A 19,929-nucleotide genomic window follows, 5' to 3' on the forward strand; every position below is an offset into this window, starting at 1 on the left:
ATGTTCTTTCGGCTAGCTGCTACATCTCCAGGCCGCTGTGCCAGGATAGGGATAACACGATGTTAGGCTGGACTTCACTACAGCGCAATGCCGCCATTGCCAGCTTCTTAAGCTGGACACTTGATGCCTTCGATTTTTTCCTCCTCGTCTTCTTACTGAGTGACATTGCCCAGACGTTTCATGTTGGGCTGGAAAAGGTCACGCTGGCGATACTACTGACGCTTGCCGTACGGCCTATCGGCGCGCTCATTTTTGGCCGGCTCGCCGAAAAATATGGCCGTAAGCCGATCCTGATGTTGAATATCATCTTCTTTTCGATTTTCGAGCTGCTGTCTGCTGCGGCGCCGTCATTAACGATTTTTCTGGTCTTAAGAGTGCTGTATGGCGTGGCGATGGGCGGTATTTGGGGCGTGGCGTCGTCGCTGTCAATGGAAACCATTCCGGATCGTTCCCGAGGTCTGATGTCCGGAATTTTCCAGGCCGGTTATCCGTTTGGCTATCTGATTGCCGCCGTCGCTTATGGGCTGCTCTTTGAATTACTCGGCTGGCGCGGGATGTTTGTCATCGGCGCTGCGCCTATTTTGCTGCTGCCGTTTATCTGGTTCTGCGTGCAGGAGTCACCGGTATGGCTGGCGTCACGGGAGAGAAAGGAAAGCACGGCGCTGCTGCCGGTACTGAAAACGCACTGGAAACTATGCTGCTATCTGGTGGTACTGATGGCAGCGTTCAACTTCTTTTCCCACGGTACCCAGGACCTGTATCCGGTATTTTTAAAAGTGCAGCACGGCTTTGATCCGAAAACGATCAGTATTATTGCGGTCACTTACAATATTGCGTCGATCATCGGCGGGGTGCTGTTCGGTTCGCTTTCCGAGAAGATTGGCCGTAAAAAGGCCATTATTACCGCCTCGCTGCTGGCACTACCGGTTATCCCGCTGTGGGCATTCGCTAGCGGTTCGCTGATGCTGGGAATCGGGGCATTCCTGATGCAGTTTATGGTTCAGGGCGCCTGGGGCGTAGTGCCGACCTATCTGAATGAACTGGTTCCAGCGAATACCCGGGCGGTGCTGCCGGGCTTTGTGTATCAACTGGGTAATCTTATCGCTTCGGTTAATGCGACTTTACAGGCCACGATCGCGGAACATCATGGTCAGAACTATGGGCTGGCCATGGCAATCGTCGCCGGTACGGTGGCGATCATTATCGCGATCCTGACCTTCTTTGGTCATGAGAGCCGGGCGAAGAAGATAAGCGGGGCGGTTGAGCAAAACGCCATGCAGCATGTGAGTCGGTAATGCTCTGTGGCTGAAAGAAAACTGGCGCTTGAAGATCAAGTCGCCAGTTTTTTGTTATGCGTGGTCTGGTTGCCAGGCCTGAATAGCTTCAGTCATCGGCTTACAAAATCCCATGTTTCCGCCAGGAATAGCACTGTTATCGAGAGACATGATCATTTTGGCTGCATCGGGGCCGTCATTAAGTTGGCAGATAACTCCATAAGCAGAGGCTGGTTGAAAACCAAAGCGAGGGTAATAGTCAGGATGTCCCAGTACGGTCATGAGTGTCTCGCCAGCGTCGCGTGCGGCTTCGATAATCGCAATGACAAGGGCGCTGCCAATACCCACCCCCTGAAAGGCCGGATGTACCGACACAGGGGCTAATGTAACCGCTGGGTGTAACCCCACACTGGCGCGGGTGCAAACGGCATGCCCCACGATTGTTCCTTGCTTATCTCTCGCAACCAGTGAAAGGGTCGGGATCCAGGCGGAGTCCTCTCTCAGCTTATTCACCAGCAATGCCTCTTCGGCTGAGCCAAAAGCCTCAATAATGACCTGTTGAACCAGGGGAATATCCTGGGAGCGTTCAATATCAATATTTATCATAATAAATTACCATGTGGTTGTAGATTGGCGGCCATGGCTCGATTGAACGTTCTGGAATGGGATTACTGGGGGAGACGTGGAGACGAGACGCCATCCATGCTGTTTACAATCCGTAATCATCATGCACCAAAACGTACCAATACAAAGCGTTGGCATATATGTTTAAGCGCGGTGTAATCAGCCACCCCAGAATCGAAAGGGCATACCGATTATCAGATGATTACATTCTCCAGCATCAATACCTCTGTTGCGATGAGTTATAAAACACGCGAATGATAACACAACCCATCATTAACCACTACATGAGTATGGGCTTGGGGAAGCATTCTCTAAAGCATAAATATATCGCGGATAACCTCTGGCGATCCGCGATGACCCATATCAGTGACTACTGACGAGCCCAGTTAACTGGCGTTCAGTTCATTTTCAACCGATTGCAACCCGGCAATCGCGCAGGCTTCGTCAAAATTTCCCCCCGGCGCGCCGCCGACGCCAACCGCGCCAATGACCTGATTGCCCATCTTAACCGGCACTCCGCCAGCTAATAGCAGAAAACCGGGTATATCGCGCAGGTTCGCGGCTCCGGCGTTGGACTGAGAACCTTTCATGACATTGCTGGTGGCATTTTTAGTGGTTAGCGCGGTGAATGCTTTCATGCGGCTGGCTTCGACGGTGTGTGGGCCGGCATTATCCATTCTCTTCATTAATAGCGGCGTACCGGAACGGTCGACCAGCGTGACGGCGACGTTATAGCCGTCTTTGGCGCAGGCCTGTAGCGTACTTTGCGCGATTTTATCCGCGAGCTCCACTGACAAATTTTTCTGGCTGAGAACGCCCGTTGCGGCGCTGGCGGTCGTGACCAGGCTGCCGAGCAGGATGGCGCTAAGAAGGATACGTTTCATGGTGATGCTCCGTCGTATTGAGTGGCGATAGGCCAATACTAGGGGGTAGGGAGCATGGCGACTATTGCCGCGAATACCGAACGTACCAGGTATTTTTACTTAGAACCACTGGCGATATCAGCATAAACCTTCAACAATTTGGGCAGCGAGTTAACTTCAAGTTTGCTAAAAATATTGGCGCGATGCGCTTCGACGGTACGCGGCGATAGCGAGCATAAACGGGCGATTTCCTTACTGGAGTAGCCCTGGAGCAGCTGCTGGAGCATTTCATGCTCACGGGCGGTAAGGGTGGCGAGTTTTTCCTGCAGCGGCAGTAATATTTGTTGTCGTTCAAGATGCGCTTTTTGCTGCGCCATCGCTTCGCCGACCACTTCGAATAACAGGTCGGCATCAATGGGTTTGGTTAAAAATTCAAAGGCGCCATTTTTGAAGGCGCGACGACATAAATCAATATTACCGTGCCCGGTCATAATAATAACCGGCAAGGTTAGACCTAGCTGGCGCCACTCATCGAGCAGCGTCAGCCCGGTTTTCCCCGGCATGCGGATATCCAGCAGCATACAGCCGGTTAATTCGGCTAGATTCCCTGCCTGATGTTGAAAAGCGTGTGCGCTATCAAACGCCTGCGTCTGCCAGCCAACGGTGGAGAGCAGCAGACTTAATGAATCGCGTATTGCCGCATCGTCATCAATTAACCAGATGTACTGCTCCATTACTTCTCCTCATTGCGCAGCGGAAACCATAACCGGAAGCAAGCGCCTTGTCCGGTGATATTGCTCGCTTCTATCTTGCCATTAAGACGCTGAACAAGGGTATCCGCAAGGGCCATGCCGAGTCCCACACCATCAGTACGGGTGGTATAAAACGGTATAAAAACCTGCTCCAGCGCTTCAGATGATAACCCTGGTCCGCCATCAGTAAGAGTTAAAGCGATACCGTTATTTACCCGCACGGCTTGCAGATGAATCCACGCGCTACCTGGAGCATTTGTGCTTTGTGCCTGAATGGCATTGCTAACGATATTATGCAGTATTTGCTCTACCCACAGCGGCGGCGCAGGAAGCGCGGGTAGGTCCGACGGAAAATGGCTGGAGATACGAACTTTACCGGCGCGGATCTCATTATCCAGTAATTCGCACACGCGTAGCCACAGCGACGGAAGGTCCACCGGCTGATATTCGGCGCGCTTGCTGGTTAGCCTGAGACGAAACTGGCTGAGCAGGGCGTCAATGCGTTTTATCTGCAACACTGAGGCCTCAAGCAGTTCGGGGATCTTTACGGGATCGTTTTTTTTAATCAGGCGCACTGCCGCCTGGTTATAGCTCATAATGGCGGTTAAAGGTTGATTAAGCTCATGCACGATACCAGCGGCCAGCTCGCCCATGGTGTTAAGGCGAGTCAGTTCGCCATAGCGGGTGCGTAGATCGGCGATATCCCGTCGGCGTTTATTGGTTCGATACTGATTAACAAGATAGATAATCACCGCCCAGAACAGTGCCGGTGAAAGTATCAGCCACCACGGCAGTTGATGCCATTGCGGGTTATCACCTGCGCTAATGAGCAGAGGTTGTGTTGGGCTGGCAACAGTTTTCTCCCAGCGCCACCAGGTGTTGGCAGATGCGGCACCGTCCTCAAACAACGTGGTACCGTCCCAACGAATGGCAAGATGTTTGAATGTCTTTTTCTCATTGAGACTGTTAAGTAGGGTGTTCAAATCAATCAGCAGGGAGATGCCCGGAAGATTCAGCCAGTAGCGTGCGGGGCTTTGCGCGACGATGGGGCGTCGCGGCTCCAGGGAATCATAGCGCCGCCATTGCACGATCTGCGGCAGGATCTGCTGGACTTCGGCGGCATTTTGACCGGACGGAAGCAGGGGGATGATGGCATCGTGCTGCGACACCTTTACCGTGATTTCGCGATACAGGATGCGGAAGTCGGCGGAGCGCGCGTCATATTGCTGTTGAAGAAACCAGGCGCCAAGCCCCGTTGCGCTTAGCAGTGTGAGTATGAGCCAGCAGAGGATTTTTATCATACTGTATTTTTTACATGATGTTTTAATTGCCAGCGCCAAATTCGATTATGCAAATAAAATGCTGAGGTTTTTACAAACATAGCACTGTTAACGAGTTTGATGCTGCCAGCGCTAAATAATAAACCAACTAAAGCGCCTATAAGCAAACCGGTATGCTCGCTAAATATGAATACCGAAGTGAATGCGTAAATAAGATTTCCCGCGGCTAGCGCGGCGGTCAGGAAAATTAGACCCAGATAAAACTTAAGCGCAGCCAGAAAACCTCGAGAGAACAGCGTCATCGACGGGAAGATCAGCAGACAGTAGAGTAAACCTGTGGGGATGATACCAGCAAAAACAGCATGCGCGGGCCAGGAAAACCATTGAAAGATGGCCCCCCAAAGCGTTAGCTGCGGCATAGCGAAACTTACCACGCTTAACAACGCGCTTGAGATAAAAGGCACACCTGCGGTATGCAAACCGACAGACGTTCCCATACGCTCCATCAAGTCCATTTTCGCGGACTCTAGCTGCTTAAGATCCCGCTCCTTTATTCTTTGCTCAACGATGGTACCCAGTTTGAGGCTGTCATTAATATATTTCATTACGCCGTGCATTAGCGTCCTAATGGTTTATCTGATACGCATAGTACAACTTAGATGTAGGCTTTAACAATATTATTGTGCGGCGATAAAAAATGAAAACGTCGCCTGCCAGCGATTAAGTGTGACGCTGGCAGGCGTGAAGATGATAGTGCAAGGTTGTGAGTTAGTCTGGCGAATTATTTACTCAACAGTTCTTCATATTGCGTCTGGAATTGCGGGGCGTTCATTGCCCCATCAAAGAGGCTATAGGTGATATAACCTTTATTAAGCCAGCCGGAATCGGTATCGTTCTCTACTGTCTTTAACGATTCCGGATTGATGGTTTGTTTAGCGCGTCCATCAGGCAAAATATCATAACCAATCTGTGGGGTAGGGAACATCTCATTTTCGACATAGTGCACGCCTTTAATTTTTGATTTTGGCAGCGGCGGATAGTTAATGCTTAAGCCCGACCCTTTAGGCAATAAAGGTGTTCCAGAAACCTGTTTATGATTCAGCGTTTCAACAACATCAACCACATAATCCACCGCATCAGGCCAATATTTATGTGTACTTGGCCATTTATTCTTCATTTCATCTTCGGTAAAGATATACCCAATGCTGGCCGCAATCGCCGGGAAACCATAACGTACAGCCCTGGCTGCTGCACTTACCGTCCCTGAATTGACCTGAGCCATTCCGGTATTCGGGCCATCGTTGACGCCAGAGATAACCAGGTCCGGCGGATTATTAATGAGTATTCCCCGTAAGCCGAAATCAACCGCATCAGCGGGTGTTCCCGGGAAACAGTAGCGTTTATCAGCAGCCTTCTTTACATCAAAGATTTTACCCGTTTTGAAGGTAATGGCCGAACCGATGCCGCTCTGATTGGTGGCAGGAGCGACCATCCACACCTCAAAACCTTTTTGAGTGAGTTTTTCCTGAAGCGTAATACTGCCCGTGGATTCGCAACCATCGTCGTTGACAATCAAAATTTTTAGCGGCGCGGCGCTTGCGGTAAAGGCGAATGCAGAGATCAGCGCAGCGGCAATACATGACTTGTTCATCGTAACTCCTGTTATTCATGAGGGTAACTAAAATGCAAAAAAAAACCTAAGGCCGTTTCTGTACCTGTTGCAGAAGCGGCCTTAGGTTTTGCCTGAAACAGTAACAATCCCAAGTGAATTTAAAATACGTACTGCAGATATTAACGTCCAGATGGGAATACGGTTGATATGAGGAGGATCACAATTACATAAATCATCGCTATAGATTAGGTGCAATTCAAAAACATTAGTGATAGGGTCGACAGTAGCTGGATTGTTACTGTTTCAACAGGCAAAACCTACGTTTTCTTCTCCACCTCAATACCAGGGGGCTGAAGAGTACGTAGGTTTTTTTTTGGCTATGAAAAAGGATTCTTTAAAATGAAAAAATTATTTCTGGGTGTCTTAATGGCAGTTACTGCCATTACCAGTCCACTGCTGATGGCGAACACGAATGATAAAAATGACCAGCAGGAGGTCATCAATATTTATTTTGCGCGCCATGGGAAAACGCTGCTTAATTCGTTTGACCGCGTGCAAGGTTGGATTGATTCCCCATTGACGAAGGATGGGGTGCAGGTTGCTCAATATTTAGGTGAGGGACTCAAAGGGATAAAATTTGATCGTTTTTATTCCAGTGATGCGGGACGGCAGCGCGAAACCATGGCAGTGATTCTTAAACAGGCTGGCGTAACGGATTATCATTTAACAGAAATGACAGGCCTGCGAGAGGCGTTTTTTGGTGGTTTTGAAGGCGGTTATAATGTCGATATGGCCAATGCAGGCGCACACGCACTAGGAATGACGGACAGTAAAGCCCTTTTTAAAGCGATGAAAGCAGGCACGCTCTCGGTAAAGGAAAGCCAGAACGCGCTGGCCAAGTCCGATCCAAAACAGCTAGCTGAAGACTATGAGCAGGTAAAAGTGCGGACACAAGCTGCGCTGGCAACTATTGTAGAAAATGCTCAAAAAGAGGGTGATAACAATATTCTGGCCATTTCTTCAGGCACGGCGATTCAGATAATGATTTCCGATCTGACGGATGACCCGGCCAAAAATCTGCCATTGTCGAATGCTGCAGTTGTGAAAATCACGTATCACGATGGTAAATACAGCGTGCCAGAAATTGGCACCATGAAATACGTTGAAGCAGGCAAGAATTCATTAAATCACAAATAATATTACAGTTTAATTTTCCGCCATAAATAAGCTATGGCGGATCTTTTCTCAGGAAATAAAAATGTTTAAGAACATAACTTCCGCGTTAATAGCGTGCGGGCTGGTTACGCCTGTATGGGCCGCTACAGACGCTATTTTTGATGATCCTTTTTTTACTGACTCACAGCTCACTGTCTCTGCAAAGAATTACTGGAAATATCTTAAGGAGGAAAATGCCAATCCTAAACATGTACACAACGCCTGGGGGCAGGGATTTTCAGCAGAATACCAGTCTGGTTATTTTGCAGATATTATCGGCTTCGATGTGTCGTATTATAGTGCGATAAAGTTGGGCGCCAGCGACTATTTCAACTCCCGCGGCGTGCTTTATAATAATGGTACAGGTAACAAAAAAAGCAACGCCGAAGGGTATTCCAAGTTCGGCCAACGTAACGTGAAGCTTAACTATACGCTTTCTGGGGCTCAGTTAAACGCGCGCTGGGGATGGCAGATGCTGAAAAATTATGGCGTTATTTCAACGTCAAACCGGCTTTCTCCAACAACATATTCCGGCGTAAGCAGTGCTGTAAGCTACGGCCCATTTACCATAAGAGGGGCGTGGCTTGAAAATTCCATGGACAGAAACTCACCAGATAAAAAGCAATTTCAAACCAATACCGGTAAATATATTAGCCACCTGGCAAGCGGAGAAGTTCTCTGGCGGGGAGAGAAATTTGATGCACAGTATGCTTATGGTGAGAGTAAAAACTACCTGCAACGGCACCTGCTGTTTACTCAGTTTCGGGCGGATTCGCAGATAACGATTGGAACGCAAGTCTACGGCACCCACGCGATGGAAAGTTACCGCGCAATGCCTGCGAGCAAACGGGATTTTGACAATAACGCCTGGCATTTTGCGCTGGACGCGACCTGGAAAGGCGAACGCTGGAATAGCAAAATGGGCATTGGCTACACCAATGCTAAAAAAGCCGGTGAAGTCGGGTTTTATCCACGCCACATGAGTAAAAATTCCCGGGGAACATTTATATCCATGGCCTACGCAGGCGACGATTACATGCGTGATGGGGAACTGGTGCTGGCGAACATCACCGAATATCGATTAACGCCAGAATTAGCCATTGGCCTGGCGGGAAACATCGGGCAATTTAACTATAAAGGAAATCACGTGCGCACCGGGGAAATCAACGCCTTTAGCCGTTGGGTTCCAACGCAGTCCATGTTTAAAAACTTCACCTTTTGGGCGATGTTCGGGCCGGGATGGTCATATAAGACGCAAGGTAAAACGCCAGTCCTTACGGACGGTCATTATACACGTACAAACACGCTGTCGTCGGAAGTGATCATGGAATATCGATTTAAGGTGTTCTGATCGAGATGACATGCCGCTCGAAAGCGATGCCGAACGATGAGCGGTTAAGCCGCCATGTTGATAACGATGTTTTAAGCGCGGGCAGCAAAAGTTGTTGTCCGCGATTAATCTGACAACTGGAGATTACCGTTGGCCAGTAGCCATGGGAAAAAGCGACATGTCAGAGTGAGGATATCATGAGTCTGGAAGTCACTCGAAACAGGAAGAACGACGATAGATGACTGTCAGTACGAGATTGGAACCAGCGTAGGACAGCAATAACCAAAGCAAATCCACACGGCAAACGCCGTTATCGGACACAATTCACATTGGTGCGCATAATGTATATTATGTTAAATGCATCTAATCACACGTACCGATGTCCTCATCAGCCTATGACCGAACGATTTGAACCACCCCTCCTTAATTGAACAAGCAACTTGATCTAAACGAGTCGATGCAACAAATTCAAGATACCATTTGGTTCAGAGAGAATCACCTCAATCAACCGCCATCCCAACTGGCTGTTAAGTTCATTGGGAGTCACCTGGCAGATCTGGTAACTGACATCAAAACCATCGCTGGAGGATCTATGCTTAAAAAATCTATCGTTGCCCTTTCATTGTTTTTCGCTCTGACCCCCGCTGTTTTTGCGGGCAATAGTGAAAGCGAACTGTTGAATAAAAAGAATGTCATTGATTTTTATAATAAAGCTTTGAACGATAAAGACTTCTCCGCCGCCAGGCCATATCTCAGGGATCGCTATGTACAGCATAACCCGATGGCAAAAGATGGCGTGGAAGGCTTCGAGCAGTTTATCGCTTTTCTGAAGAGTAAATATCCCGACTCGCATAGTGAAATTAAGCAGGCGTTTGTCGACGGAAATAACGTGATTCTCCACGTTGAAGTGACCGGTCGTGAGCCTGGCGTTACGCGGGCGATCATGGATATCTTCCGCCTCAACGAACAGCACAAAATCGTTGAACATTGGGATGTTACCCAAAACGTCCCGCCAAAAACCGCCAGCGGCAACGGCATGTTTTAAAATCCGGGCGGGATCCTTCTGCTAGCGCTCTCGCTTTCCCTTATTCTCGCCCTTCCCTTGTAGGCAGATTCTCTAAGCGTAAAAGGAGAATACCGTCGGTATTCTCCTTCGTTTATGCGTTAATCACCCCGACATATATAAGTGGGATAATGTCGGTCCTGGATCAGCCACACCGATGGCGAAACCTCGGAGATGGTCAGATAGTAACGCGCGGTCGGATTGGCGAAGCTTCCCCATTGCTCATCCGGCGTGTTGTCATTGTGCCTGCGCCAGGTTTTGGTGTAGCTCAATACCACCACTTTATCATCCTCCCGCCGCGACCAGATAAAATCGACGTCTCTGTCGACGATCATGCTCTGGCCATTTGCCCAGGCTGCTCCTTTATAGGCTGTCAGACCAGTGCCGTCGCGGTGAAAATAGAACTGAGCAACGGTATTAACCCGCACTTCACTGGCCTTACCTTCGTTGCGTATAAAATTAAATATGGTACTGCAGGCTAGTACATCCCGTTTACCAACCCCGTCAGAGCAATAATAAAACACCATTGCGCCACCTAATAGAAAAAGGCTGAGGCCGCCGATAAGTTTAATTTTCATTTTTCAGCCCCACTTTTATAGCGAATGGTTTTACACAAGCTGTCTTTATTGACCGGGCATGCGCCGATAAACACTTCATCCGCCGCGACGAGGGAAAAACGAGCGCTGAAATAATAGACACTGTACGCCTCTCGCTGGCACGCCACGCCGTTTTTATCCAGCAGCTCGGCTAATTTCGATAACACCAGCGGTCGCCCATGATCGTTAATAAGCCAGACGCTACATTTAGCAATTTTTTGCTCAATCGGCTTTAGCCTTACCGGCGTTGTTATATTCTGCTGTTGGCGAATAATTATGCCAATACCGAATACCGACGCTAATAATGCCGTGAATATCAGCCACCATTTCAGACGTGGTGGTTGCTTCCTCTTTTCGGCTTTTTGAAGCTGGGGTTCGGGTGCGCTGGTGTCAATGTTTTGCGCAGGTTGAAAAATAACATCCGCATCAAACCGAAAACCATATCGCGGTATGGTTACAATCAATTCATGATGTTCTCCCAACGCCTGGAAACTTTTGCGTAACTCACTTATCGCTTTGTTGAGATTATTTCCCGAAGGCGTAAAACCAAATTCTTGCCATACGCGGGTAATCAACTCCTCACGGCTAAGTTCGCTTCCTTTATGACGAATAAATTCCTGTAACAAACGCACGGCCGGTGCCGAAAGCGTTAATACGGATTCAGGTTGTCCAACAACACTAACTGTGTGAGCTTCAGGATCAAATAACAACGAATTGTTGCATATAAAAAACATATTTCACTCTCATCTGTTGCCGCTTGCTTTTAATCCTTGTAACAGCAGGCAAGAAAGCCCTTCTGAATTAGCTTATTTTTTCATCAGTGGGAATTTTCTTAAGCCCCTTAGGATTTGGCATTTTCTTTTAACTATACAACTTTAAATCCAGGATTGCAGGATAAAGAACTGTATTTTTTGAGTTAACTAATACAAATTTTCACAACCTGCTGTTCCGGTTAAAGTTTCCCTGTCCTGAAGCGATACGAAAGCAGACGGTGTCGTGGTGTAAAAACGCCGTACATGAACTCAGAGCAGGCAGAATGAATGTGAAAGTAAAAAACAGAGCAAACAAATCCACTGCGCTTTATCTCGCTGCCCTATCGATGTCATTTTTCGCAGAAATGACACAGGCCAATATGAGCGTTTACCCGATGGAACTTAACGTCGACAGTTCCGGGACGGCCCAAATCAGAGTGGCCTCTAAAAGCGATGATATTCAGTTCATTCGGGTGAGGCAAAAGAAAATTCTTAATCCGGGTACGCCACAGGAAAAAGAAGTTGAGATGGCCGCGTGGAAAGACGGAGGCGTGGTCGTCACCCCTGAAAAATTCGCTTTAGCGGCAGGCGCTTTACGTATCGTAAGGCTGGTTTCTCTGACGCCGCCAGAAAAAGAGAGTACCTGGCGCGTTTATTTTGAAGGTGTAAAACAGCCGGATAGCATTCTGCCAGTACAATCTTCGGGGACGCCGGCGTCGGCTAAACTCGGTGTTAACGTTATCTGGGGAGCATTGGTTCATTTGGCGCCGGAAAAGCCGGTGGTTTCTCTGCGAATAAATCCCGCGTCAGGAACTTTAAAAAATGATGGCACGTTGCGGGTACCGCTGAAAGAAATTGGCGTATGCGATACAAGCGATAAATGCCGATGGATTAGAGAAGATGCAACTATTTATCCGGATACTGAGCGAAAATTAAAATCACTCACTCAGAATCACGGCCAGAAATATAAATTCCGCTATTTCAACTGGATTAATAAAACAGCTGAAGAAGCAGACTTGCCCGTCGTGCAATAACACGACATCACTGTCAAAACCACATGTGGTTTGTTTAAAGAGCTAATGGAGCTCGTTTATAAATATGGAGATATCAATGAAGAAGTATATTAAACCTCTGATGATCGTTGCTGCGATGTCTACTGCGTTCAGCGCAATGGCTATTCAGAAGGATATTACGGTTAATGCCAACGTCGATTCCCAGTTGGATATGACCCAGGCCGATAATACGCCGTTACCTGCCAGCATCGATATGCAATATCTGCCGGGCCGTGGGCTGGAAAGCTACCGTCTCAATACCAAAATCTGGTCGAACTCAGCCACCAGCAACGTCAAAGTCCGTCTGGTTAGCGCAGCGAATCTGACCAATGAAGATGGCGCCGAGACGGTACCGATGACCGTAAAACTGGGCGATAAAACCCTGAACACTACCGATGCAGAATTTACCGGCAGCGAACTGTTCCCGGGCAGCGTTGAAAACGGTTCTGCGGTTCTGCCGCTGACCATCTCTCAGACCACAAAAGGCATTCTGAAAACCGGTCAGTACAGCGGCGTGGTGAGTCTGATGCTGACTCAGGCGACCACCGCGGAAGGCGGCGCGTAACCCCACAATACGTATAAGGAAGTACATCAGAGGGCGCCTGCCCTCTGATGTCAGGATGACGTCGAGGCTCGTTCATGGCTTTTCACAGAAATGCTCTTCTTTTTGTCGTTTTGTTACCTGCTTCCGTTCAATTAGCCAGCGCCAGTATCGTCGTACCTGCGGGTTTTGAAGATCTGGCGAAAACGCAGCGCCTGTGGACAGAAGTCAGTCTGTATGGCGCGTCGCTTGGCCTGTTTGAAGCCGATATCACGCTTGAAACGGTAACCTTTGTGGCGCCGGAAACGCTCATCGCGGCAATTAAGCGTCAGTTCAACGATGATCCTGCCTTGATCGCCTCTGTGAGCGGCGCCCTTTCCTCTCCGCTTGCGCGTAACGGCAATCTCGCCTGCAGCAGCAATGGTTCCGCGGCGGGTTGCGATTTTATCGACACCAAAAGCGTGGCCCTGATTTATGACGAGAATAACGCCCGTATTAACCTGTTTTTCGACAGGCGGTATCTACCGAAACAAACGGCGGAAAATCAGTGGTATCAGCCTACGCGCAATACTGAGAACGCGCTGATCCACCAGCAAAATATCAACTTCGTGGCCGATGAAGACTATCAGTCGATGACCGTGCAGGGAAACGGCGCGCTGGCCATGACTGAGAATGGGTATTTTAACCTCGACTGGACCTGGCTTGCGCAACGCTCTCGCCATCAACAGCAGCAGGAGATCACGGTCAATAATGCCTGGTTCCGTCAGGATCTGTGGCATGAATATTACGTTCAGTTAGGTGAAATGGATACGCGCGATCTCTTCAGCGCGGCCGGCGGCAATATCAACCTCAGCCAGCTACCGCTTGGAAAAATTCGCGGTCTGCGTACCGGCTCGACGCGAGCGTGGATCAACCCCGTTCAGCAGTCCAGTGGAACGCCCATTACCGTGCTGCTTTCCCATGACGCGCGTATCGATGCGCGCCGAGGCAATCAGCTGCTGGCCAGTTTTTATCTTAATGCCGGGGCGCAAACCCTGGATACCCGTTCGTTTCCGGACGGGAGCTATACCGTGACGCTGGCGATTTATGAAAACAACCGCCTGACCCGCACCGAGCAGGTTCCGTTTACCCGCACCGGCATCACGCCATTCGACCGCGTCGAGTGGTTTATGCAGGCCGGTGAAACCGATAACGACGATATGCGCGAAGAACGCAGCGCCGTGGCGCAAGCGGGCATTCGCCTGCCTGTAACTTCTACGCTGGCGGTCACCAGCGGCGCAACGGTGAAAAAGAACCAGCGTTTTGTGGAGAGCGCGGTCGACTGGAGCCGCGGATTCAATACCGGCCCCATTGATGGCGTGCTCAGCACACGCTTTAGCTACCTTTATGGCAGCCAGGGCCAACGCGGCAATATCCAGCAAATCAGCTATAACGATGGCTTTTCACTGAGCTTCTATCGCAATGCCTTATCGGCTGATAACTGTGATTCCAGCAGTACAGGCTTTGACGCGGTGAATGGTTGCTACCGAAGCCTCTCGGTGATGTTCTCCGTTCCGGTCGGCTCGTGGTATGCCAACCTCGGTTATTCCGATAACCGCAATGAAGGCCGTTATGTCTCACGGCGTGAATTACCGAATAGTGACGATCGGCACGACAATGGTTTGCCCTGGGAATCGGTGTATATGACCCGCTCCCGTTCGCAGGCGTGGCAGGCCGGACTGAGCAACGCGTTCAGCACCCGCGGGTTGAATATCAACAGCAGCATAAACCTGTTTATGCGTAACGACCATTCTGGAGATGGCAAGGATAAAGGCGGATTCCTTAGCGTAAGCCTGTCGCTGGCACATAACCGTCAGGGCGATGCCTCCAGTTACACCTCCGTGGGGGCCACGTGGCAACAGCAGAAGCATGAAAAAAATCAGCTCAACTATAACCTCGCGCATAACTGGTACACCGATGCGCGCGGTGAAAACGAGTATGGTCTTAACGCATCCGGAATTAACAGCGACTCGCTAAATACTTCGGCCTATACCCGTCAGGGCGGCCGATTTGGTAACGGAAGTTTGACCGTCAGCGATTCGTGGGATCGCCAGGATCATCGCCACCGGTTCAGCAGCAGCGGTAACTACAGTTCTACGCTGGCGCTATCTCGTTCTGGCCTGTGGTTTGGCCGCTGGGGTGACGGACGCCCGGCGTCAGCCATTGCGGTCAACGTCGCAACGCCGGAAGCGTCACCTGATTCCCGCATTGCCGTTTCGCTTGATAACAGCGGTAGCGCCGATATCCCGGCAAACGCCCGCGCGTTGTTCGCCCTGCCCGGCTATCAGCAAACCACGCTGACTATTAATGAGTCGACGGACATTTCCCACGGCGCGAACAGTGAAATTACGCAGGGGGCGGGAAGCAGAACGGTATTTATGGTGCCTGGAAAAATGCTGCACAGAGAGGTGCAAACCACCACGCGTTATACCTGGCTTGGCCAGTTGACCGATGAACAACATACGCCGTTTATCGGCGGCATGCCGCTTAACGTCAGCGGCTGGAGCGATTTAGGTAATGGCGGCTTTAGTGCGGAAAGCGACAGCCTGATCCAGTCGCTCTACCTGGTGAAACAACAGCAGTTTTACCAGTGCGCGCTGAAGGTGAAGACCATGCGTGACGTCGTGCGCTATGTCGGCACGGTGACCTGCGAAGAACTGACTTATTCCGCGTTACCGGAAACCGTGCAGCAGCAGGCGCAACTGTTGCTGGCTGGCCGTACGCCGGCGGTCAGCCCAACGGCGATGAATAACTCTACTCTCTCTACAGGAAAATGATGTGATAACGCGTCTTTTGATTTTACTGCTTGCCTGCATCTGTTTTACCGAGGCTCAGGCCGCTAGTCCTGCCGGCAGAAATACCAGCGTGGCGTTCGCCTTCGATCGCCAGTCTCCCCCTGCCCGCCTGGATATCTGGCTACACGAGTCCGGCGGTTATGATACGAGCGATCCGCAAAAATGGGGACGAAATACCCTGACCTGCCAGTCGCGTACCGATACAACCTATGGTGCCTGCATGACCGCGCCGGTATGGTTTTCGGCGAATCCGGCCTCGCCTTATCCGATAAACCTGCGTTTTACCCACGCAATAACCAACAAAACGGTGGACGTAAAAGTCTATGGCGAACACCGTATGTTTATCAATAACAGAACCTTTGTTTTCGCCAGCTACGTAACGGGCGGTACAGTAGATTTGCCAGCCTGGAACAGTGCGCCCTATTTTGATTTTTACATCGTTCGTAGCGAATTAAACAAACTCGATCAGGCCGGTATCTGGACGGCAACGCTGAAACAGAATTTGCGCGAATGGGGCACCGCCGACTGTGGCGGCAACTTTAATGACGTCAATATTGGCTGCCCAGGCTACCTCACTCTTGCTAACTGGCAGGCAAACCTGCGTATTGAGGTGGTCGACCCGGGCAACCAGCAGATTTATTTACCGGCATTTCCGCACTCCACGCCGGTGGTGAACCTCAACCTCACCAATTTCCCGGGCAGACCCGGCGGCAGTGAGATTAAGGGCGAAAACTCGCTGGATATGTGCCTCTATGATGGCAATAACAGCACCAGCTCGCGGGCATTTCTACGCTTCGAAGACGATGGGCTTGACGCGACCGGGCGTGCCGAAGGGGCCTTTTCCATCCGGCGACGGGGGGGCAGCCAGTCAGACCCAAGAGATCGTCTCGATTATCAGGTTCTTGTCACCAACCCGACCACCGGCGCAACTGAAGTTGCCGCTAACGGCAAAACGTTGACCTGGGAGGGCACCAACAATCGCCGCTATTTGCGCCAGGTTGTGCTGCCGGGCGGCCGCGAAAGCGTGTTATGCATCCCGGCGCCCATTACTCTCAAAACTCCCGCCTTTGCCGCCAGCAGCAAAAACGCGGGTGACTATACCGGTACGTTACGCGTTATCTATACCCCCAGTACGTTATAAAGAGGCCACTGTGAGTTACGTTGTTCTTGATAATAATCGCTTTTATGCGGAGGGGCTGCGTTACGCCCTTCTCCGTCGTAACGTTATGATGGAAGTGCATAGCGGCACGGTGCAGTGGCAGCCCTTACTGTTAGAGAGCACGACGTTGGTTATTCGCTGCCGTTTCTCCATCAGCGGCACGCATCAGTCGCTGGTTGATATTTTGCTTACCCTCGAGGCCCATTGCTGGCAGGGAACGGGATATCTGGTGTGTAATGAAAAAAGCTGGGGGCTGGCCACCTATCTACGCAAGCGTTTTGAAACCTTAACGTTGCACATCATCGATGACCGGATTTCCGTGGCGGATGCCGCCTGGCTGTTATCTAAAGAGCCAAGGCGGATCCGCACCCTGCGCTGCTGTCTGACCGAGATGGAATTTAACGTCCTCGACAGGCTGGTTAAGGGGCAGTCGGTAAGATATGTCGCGCACATGACGAAGATGAGTGAAAAACAGGTCTCGACCTATAAATGTAACGCCCTGAAGAAACTCAATGCCAATAATCTTCTACAGCTTCTGGTGTAACGACTTGTCCACGCGGCATATCGCCACAATTTTCTCTCTGAGCCAGCGGTGAGCGGGATCGCGTTCCATTCTCGGATGCCACATTTGCGAGACGGTAATCCGCCGGCTTTTAAACGGCAGCTCAAAAAGATGTACCTGCTCCATGACCTGCTGATTGACTAAATAGAGAGCGGGGATCATGGCGATAAGATCCGATTGCAGCGCCACGGAAAGCGCGGTCGGAAATCCGGGGACGACGCTGGCGATTTTGCGTTTCATGCCGAGCTCGGCCAGCACATCATCGACGGACCCGTGCAGCGTACCTTCTGGTGAGGCCACCACATGACCCCAGGCGACATAATCCGCCACGGTTATCTCTCTCAGGGCGGCCAGCGGGTGTCCCTTACGCACCACCCCCACAAACCGATCTTCAAATAGCCGTTGCAGTCGTATTTCAGGCCCCATATTGCTCTGGACGCCAATCTCCAGATCGACCAGCCCTTCCCGTAGATAGCGTGACGTTTTTTCGGGCTTAGGCGCAAAGCGTAGACAGACATTGGGCGCGGCTTCGGCTACTGCCGCAATGAGCGAAGGGCCAAACGCCACCACAAAACCATCGTTTGCCCTGATGGTGAAAAGACGCTCCAGATTTTGTACGTTGAGCGCTTCGGCCGCTGGCTGCAGCACCGCCTTCGCCTCGAAGACCGCGCGACGGGCGCGATCGCGGGTCGCCTCCGCCCACGGCGTCAGCACCATGTTACGCCCGGCGCGAACCAATATCTGATCCCCGGTGACGTCGCGTAACCGGCTTAGCGTGCGGCTCATGGCTGACGTACTGAGATTCAAACGACGTGCCGCGCCCGCCACGCTGGCTTCGTTCAGTAATACATCGAGTGCAATCAATAAATTAAAATCGGGGTCTGACATGACCACAACTCCTGGAACATTCAGATAAGGCGTTTCATGCAACTATAGAGTGTAAATGGTGCGCCTTCCGCCCGGTAAAAGCCATCTTTATAGTTTCGTCATCCAGATATCCTCTGCAGGAGACAACACGATGACACTATTTTCCAGCCAACCTGGCGATGACGGCCTGCCAGGCCCGGCGCGAGCGCGGGTCATGGCCGCGGTAATGACCACCACCTTAATGGGCGTCTTTGATGGCACCATGGTAAACATTGCTCTGCCGTCGATGGCGCAGGAACTACAGGCCTCAGACAGTACCGCCGTCTGGTTCGCCAACGGGTATCTGCTGGCGGCGGCGATGACGCTGGCGATATTCGCCGCGCTGGCGGCGCGCTTCGGCTACCGCCCGGTGTTTCTGGCCGGACTGACGACATTTATTGTGGCATCAGCAGGTTGTGCGCTGGCGACGACGCCTGAGCTGCTCATCGGCATGCGGGTGCTGCAGGGGATCGGCGGTGCGGCAACGCTCAGTATCGCACCCGCCATATTGCGCTCCGTTTTTCCGGCGCGACTGCTGGGGCGTATTCTCGGGATACACGCCCTGCTTATCGCTTCAAGCTCCGCCATCGGGCCGGTGCTGGGCGGCACGATCCTGCATACTTTGAGCTGGCAATGGCTGTTTGCAATAAACGTGCTCCCCGGTACCGTCGCCCTACTGCTGGCGGTCAGAGCGCTACCGCGGCCGACAGTTGACAGGCAAGCCGCTTTCGATACTCCTGGAGCGATATTGTCGGCGCTGCTATTGGGTTCAACGATCATGGCGGCGAATAGCATGCAGAGCGCTTCGCAGCATATCGATAGTCTGTACTGGACGTTGCTCGCAGCGATAAGCGGCACCGCCTTTATCTGGCGCATCCGGCAGACGGACAACCCGCTGTTGCCGCCTGCGATGTTTAAAAATGAACGCTTTACCCTTTCGGCCTTTACGTCGCTGATCGCCTTCGTAAGCCAGGGGATCACTTTTATTGCCCTGCCGTTCCTGTTCCAGAACGAGTATGGCTATAGTCCGGTACTCTCGGCGCTGCTGTTTACTCCGTGGCCATTAGGGATAGTGCTGATCGCACCGCACGCCGGCCGCTGGGCGGACTCAATCTCCGCTCCGCTCATCTCGACGCTGGGACTGATGATTTTTGTCGCGGGTTTAATCCTTCTGGCGATGCTGCCCGCCACGCCCGCCGCGTGGGATATCTGCCTGCGGAGCCTGGTATGCGGTATTGGCTTTGGCTGCTTCCAGAGCCCGAATAACCGGGAAATGCTGTCAAACGTGAGTCGCGAACAGGCGAGCTATGCCTCGGGCGTTTTATCCATCATGCGCACGTTCGGGCAGTGTCTGGGAGCCGCCGTGATGGGCGTACTGTTGGCAAAAGACGAAAGTGCCGTTCATATTGCGCTGTGGATCGCCGCCGCGGCCTCGGCGTTGTCGGTGGCCGTTAGCGCCAGCCGACTGCGGAGAATAGCTTTTCCTGCGGGAGCGGAATAAGTTTGCGGCGCAT

At 51.2% G+C, this 19,929-nt stretch carries 19 protein-coding genes; 10 read left to right on the top strand and 9 right to left on the bottom strand.

Annotated features, from left to right (window positions below):
- Positions 1–59: 59 nt before the first annotated feature.
- Positions 60–1,295 carry an MFS transporter gene (locus ABLU80_RS04015; RefSeq protein WP_015705367.1) on the top strand — a complete coding sequence of 412 codons (1,236 nt, stop codon included), beginning with the start codon at positions 60–62 and terminating at the stop codon, positions 1,293–1,295.
- Positions 1,296–1,349: 54 nt separating this feature from the next.
- Here the strand turns inward: ABLU80_RS04015 and ABLU80_RS04020 are convergent, their stop codons facing one another.
- From ABLU80_RS04020 to surE, 6 genes are all read right to left on the bottom strand, one after another.
- Positions 1,350–1,880: an N-acetyltransferase gene (locus ABLU80_RS04020; RefSeq protein ID WP_045360836.1), complete on the bottom strand. Its 531-nt coding sequence runs from the start codon at positions 1,878–1,880 to the stop codon at positions 1,350–1,352.
- Positions 1,881–2,284: 404 nt separating this feature from the next.
- Positions 2,285–2,782: a heme-binding protein gene (locus ABLU80_RS04025; protein WP_047080778.1), complete on the bottom strand. Its 498-nt coding sequence runs from the start codon at positions 2,780–2,782 to the stop codon at positions 2,285–2,287.
- Positions 2,783–2,877: 95 nt separating this feature from the next.
- Positions 2,878–3,495, bottom strand: coding sequence for a response regulator (locus ABLU80_RS04030; RefSeq protein ID WP_045360840.1), 618 nt, complete (start codon positions 3,493–3,495; stop codon positions 2,878–2,880).
- Positions 3,495–4,814, bottom strand: a complete 1,320-nt coding sequence (locus tag ABLU80_RS04035; RefSeq protein ID WP_047058773.1) for an ATP-binding protein — start codon at positions 4,812–4,814, stop codon at positions 3,495–3,497. Before ABLU80_RS04035 ends, ABLU80_RS04030 begins: the two co-directional genes overlap by 1 nt.
- Positions 4,811–5,398 (bottom strand): hypothetical protein, encoded by a 588-nt coding sequence (locus ABLU80_RS04040; RefSeq protein ID WP_348849731.1) that lies wholly within the window; start codon positions 5,396–5,398, stop codon positions 4,811–4,813. The genes ABLU80_RS04035 and ABLU80_RS04040 overlap by 4 nt, the downstream gene beginning before the upstream one ends.
- Positions 5,399–5,574: 176 nt before the next feature.
- Positions 5,575–6,444 carry a 5'/3'-nucleotidase SurE gene (surE, locus tag ABLU80_RS04045; RefSeq protein WP_348849733.1) on the bottom strand — a complete coding sequence of 290 codons (870 nt, stop codon included), beginning with the start codon at positions 6,442–6,444 and terminating at the stop codon, positions 5,575–5,577.
- A 360-nt stretch (positions 6,445–6,804) separates the two neighbouring features.
- Here surE and ABLU80_RS04050 point away from each other — a divergent pair, with 360 nt between their 5' ends.
- The 3 genes from ABLU80_RS04050 to ABLU80_RS04060 all read left to right on the top strand — a co-directional run bounded on the left by ABLU80_RS04050 (position 6,805) and on the right by ABLU80_RS04060 (position 9,995).
- Complete coding sequence (locus tag ABLU80_RS04050) at positions 6,805–7,602, top strand: histidine phosphatase family protein (protein ID WP_015366653.1); 798 nt, start codon at positions 6,805–6,807, stop codon at positions 7,600–7,602.
- 61 nt (positions 7,603–7,663) lie between these two features.
- Positions 7,664–8,971, top strand: a complete 1,308-nt coding sequence (locus ABLU80_RS04055) for an OprD family outer membrane porin (protein WP_072205713.1) — start codon at positions 7,664–7,666, stop codon at positions 8,969–8,971.
- 571 nt (positions 8,972–9,542) lie between these two features.
- Positions 9,543–9,995 carry a nuclear transport factor 2 family protein gene (locus tag ABLU80_RS04060; RefSeq protein ID WP_348849819.1) on the top strand — a complete coding sequence of 151 codons (453 nt, stop codon included), beginning with the start codon at positions 9,543–9,545 and terminating at the stop codon, positions 9,993–9,995.
- Between the two features lie 119 nt (positions 9,996–10,114).
- Here ABLU80_RS04060 and ABLU80_RS04065 read toward each other — a convergent pair whose 3' ends face one another.
- Both ABLU80_RS04065 and ABLU80_RS04070 read right to left on the bottom strand, forming a co-directional pair.
- Positions 10,115–10,591 carry a hypothetical protein gene (locus ABLU80_RS04065; RefSeq protein WP_047038576.1) on the bottom strand — a complete coding sequence of 159 codons (477 nt, stop codon included), beginning with the start codon at positions 10,589–10,591 and terminating at the stop codon, positions 10,115–10,117.
- A complete protein-coding gene (locus ABLU80_RS04070; protein WP_047465458.1) occupies positions 10,588–11,343 on the bottom strand; it encodes a winged helix-turn-helix domain-containing protein in 756 nt (251 codons plus the stop codon). The genes ABLU80_RS04065 and ABLU80_RS04070 overlap by 4 nt, the downstream gene beginning before the upstream one ends.
- 302 nt (positions 11,344–11,645) lie before the next feature.
- On the opposite strand from ABLU80_RS04070, the gene ABLU80_RS04075 reads away from it, so the two are divergent.
- The 5 genes from ABLU80_RS04075 to ABLU80_RS04095 all read left to right on the top strand — a co-directional run bounded on the left by ABLU80_RS04075 (position 11,646) and on the right by ABLU80_RS04095 (position 17,491).
- A complete protein-coding gene (locus tag ABLU80_RS04075; protein WP_032708039.1) occupies positions 11,646–12,395 on the top strand; it encodes a fimbrial protein in 750 nt (249 codons plus the stop codon).
- Positions 12,396–12,471: 76 nt separating this feature from the next.
- Positions 12,472–12,978 carry a CS1 type fimbrial major subunit gene (locus ABLU80_RS04080; protein ID WP_015366620.1) on the top strand — a complete coding sequence of 169 codons (507 nt, stop codon included), beginning with the start codon at positions 12,472–12,474 and terminating at the stop codon, positions 12,976–12,978.
- Positions 12,979–13,052: 74 nt separating this feature from the next.
- On the top strand, positions 13,053–15,770 hold the full coding sequence (locus tag ABLU80_RS04085; protein ID WP_348849734.1) for a TcfC E-set like domain-containing protein: 2,718 nt from the start codon (positions 13,053–13,055) through the stop codon (positions 15,768–15,770).
- A gap of 1 nt (position 15,771) precedes the next feature.
- Positions 15,772–16,929: a CfaE/CblD family pilus tip adhesin gene (locus ABLU80_RS04090; RefSeq protein ID WP_348849735.1), complete on the top strand. Its 1,158-nt coding sequence runs from the start codon at positions 15,772–15,774 to the stop codon at positions 16,927–16,929.
- A 10-nt stretch (positions 16,930–16,939) separates the two neighbouring features.
- A complete protein-coding gene (locus ABLU80_RS04095; protein ID WP_042897460.1) occupies positions 16,940–17,491 on the top strand; it encodes a LuxR C-terminal-related transcriptional regulator in 552 nt (183 codons plus the stop codon).
- On the opposite strand, the gene ABLU80_RS04100 is transcribed toward ABLU80_RS04095, so the two are convergent.
- Positions 17,474–18,397 (bottom strand): LysR family transcriptional regulator, encoded by a 924-nt coding sequence (locus ABLU80_RS04100; RefSeq protein ID WP_032708043.1) that lies wholly within the window; start codon positions 18,395–18,397, stop codon positions 17,474–17,476. The two genes, ABLU80_RS04095 and ABLU80_RS04100, sit on opposite strands and share 18 nt — an antisense overlap.
- A 130-nt stretch (positions 18,398–18,527) precedes the next feature.
- Here ABLU80_RS04100 and ABLU80_RS04105 point away from each other — a divergent pair, with 130 nt between their 5' ends.
- Positions 18,528–19,916 (top strand): MFS transporter, encoded by a 1,389-nt coding sequence (locus ABLU80_RS04105; protein ID WP_063446861.1) that lies wholly within the window; start codon positions 18,528–18,530, stop codon positions 19,914–19,916.
- The last annotated feature ends 13 nt before the right edge of the window (positions 19,917–19,929 follow it).

Source organism: Klebsiella sp. CN_Kp104 (genome assembly GCF_040064515.1).
In the GTDB taxonomy this organism is placed as follows: domain Bacteria; phylum Pseudomonadota; class Gammaproteobacteria; order Enterobacterales; family Enterobacteriaceae; genus Klebsiella; species Klebsiella aerogenes.

What these genes read in the sequence shown, in the direction of transcription:
- ABLU80_RS04030 (WP_045360840.1), bottom strand. Translation starts at nt 3,495, where the DNA reads ATGGAGCAGTACATCTGGTTAATTGATGACGATGCGGCAATACGCGAT.
- ABLU80_RS04040 (WP_348849731.1), bottom strand. Translation starts at nt 5,398, where the DNA reads ATGAAATATATTAATGACAGCCTCAAACTGGGTACCATCGTTGAGCAA.
- ABLU80_RS04060 (WP_348849819.1), top strand. Translation starts at nt 9,543, where the DNA reads ATGCTTAAAAAATCTATCGTTGCCCTTTCATTGTTTTTCGCTCTGACC.
- ABLU80_RS04105 (WP_063446861.1), top strand. Translation starts at nt 18,528, where the DNA reads ATGACACTATTTTCCAGCCAACCTGGCGATGACGGCCTGCCAGGCCCG.
- ABLU80_RS04100 (WP_032708043.1), bottom strand. Translation starts at nt 18,397, where the DNA reads ATGTCAGACCCCGATTTTAATTTATTGATTGCACTCGATGTATTACTG.
- ABLU80_RS04015 (WP_015705367.1), top strand. Translation starts at nt 60, where the DNA reads ATGTTAGGCTGGACTTCACTACAGCGCAATGCCGCCATTGCCAGCTTC.
- ABLU80_RS04075 (WP_032708039.1), top strand. Translation starts at nt 11,646, where the DNA reads ATGAATGTGAAAGTAAAAAACAGAGCAAACAAATCCACTGCGCTTTAT.
- ABLU80_RS04025 (WP_047080778.1), bottom strand. Translation starts at nt 2,782, where the DNA reads ATGAAACGTATCCTTCTTAGCGCCATCCTGCTCGGCAGCCTGGTCACG.
- ABLU80_RS04055 (WP_072205713.1), top strand. Translation starts at nt 7,664, where the DNA reads ATGTTTAAGAACATAACTTCCGCGTTAATAGCGTGCGGGCTGGTTACG.
- ABLU80_RS04080 (WP_015366620.1), top strand. Translation starts at nt 12,472, where the DNA reads ATGAAGAAGTATATTAAACCTCTGATGATCGTTGCTGCGATGTCTACT.
- ABLU80_RS04035 (WP_047058773.1), bottom strand. Translation starts at nt 4,814, where the DNA reads ATGATAAAAATCCTCTGCTGGCTCATACTCACACTGCTAAGCGCAACG.
- surE (WP_348849733.1), bottom strand. Translation starts at nt 6,444, where the DNA reads ATGAACAAGTCATGTATTGCCGCTGCGCTGATCTCTGCATTCGCCTTT.
- ABLU80_RS04065 (WP_047038576.1), bottom strand. Translation starts at nt 10,591, where the DNA reads ATGAAAATTAAACTTATCGGCGGCCTCAGCCTTTTTCTATTAGGTGGC.
- ABLU80_RS04085 (WP_348849734.1), top strand. Translation starts at nt 13,053, where the DNA reads ATGGCTTTTCACAGAAATGCTCTTCTTTTTGTCGTTTTGTTACCTGCT.
- ABLU80_RS04050 (WP_015366653.1), top strand. Translation starts at nt 6,805, where the DNA reads ATGAAAAAATTATTTCTGGGTGTCTTAATGGCAGTTACTGCCATTACC.
- ABLU80_RS04070 (WP_047465458.1), bottom strand. Translation starts at nt 11,343, where the DNA reads ATGTTTTTTATATGCAACAATTCGTTGTTATTTGATCCTGAAGCTCAC.
- ABLU80_RS04020 (WP_045360836.1), bottom strand. Translation starts at nt 1,880, where the DNA reads ATGATAAATATTGATATTGAACGCTCCCAGGATATTCCCCTGGTTCAA.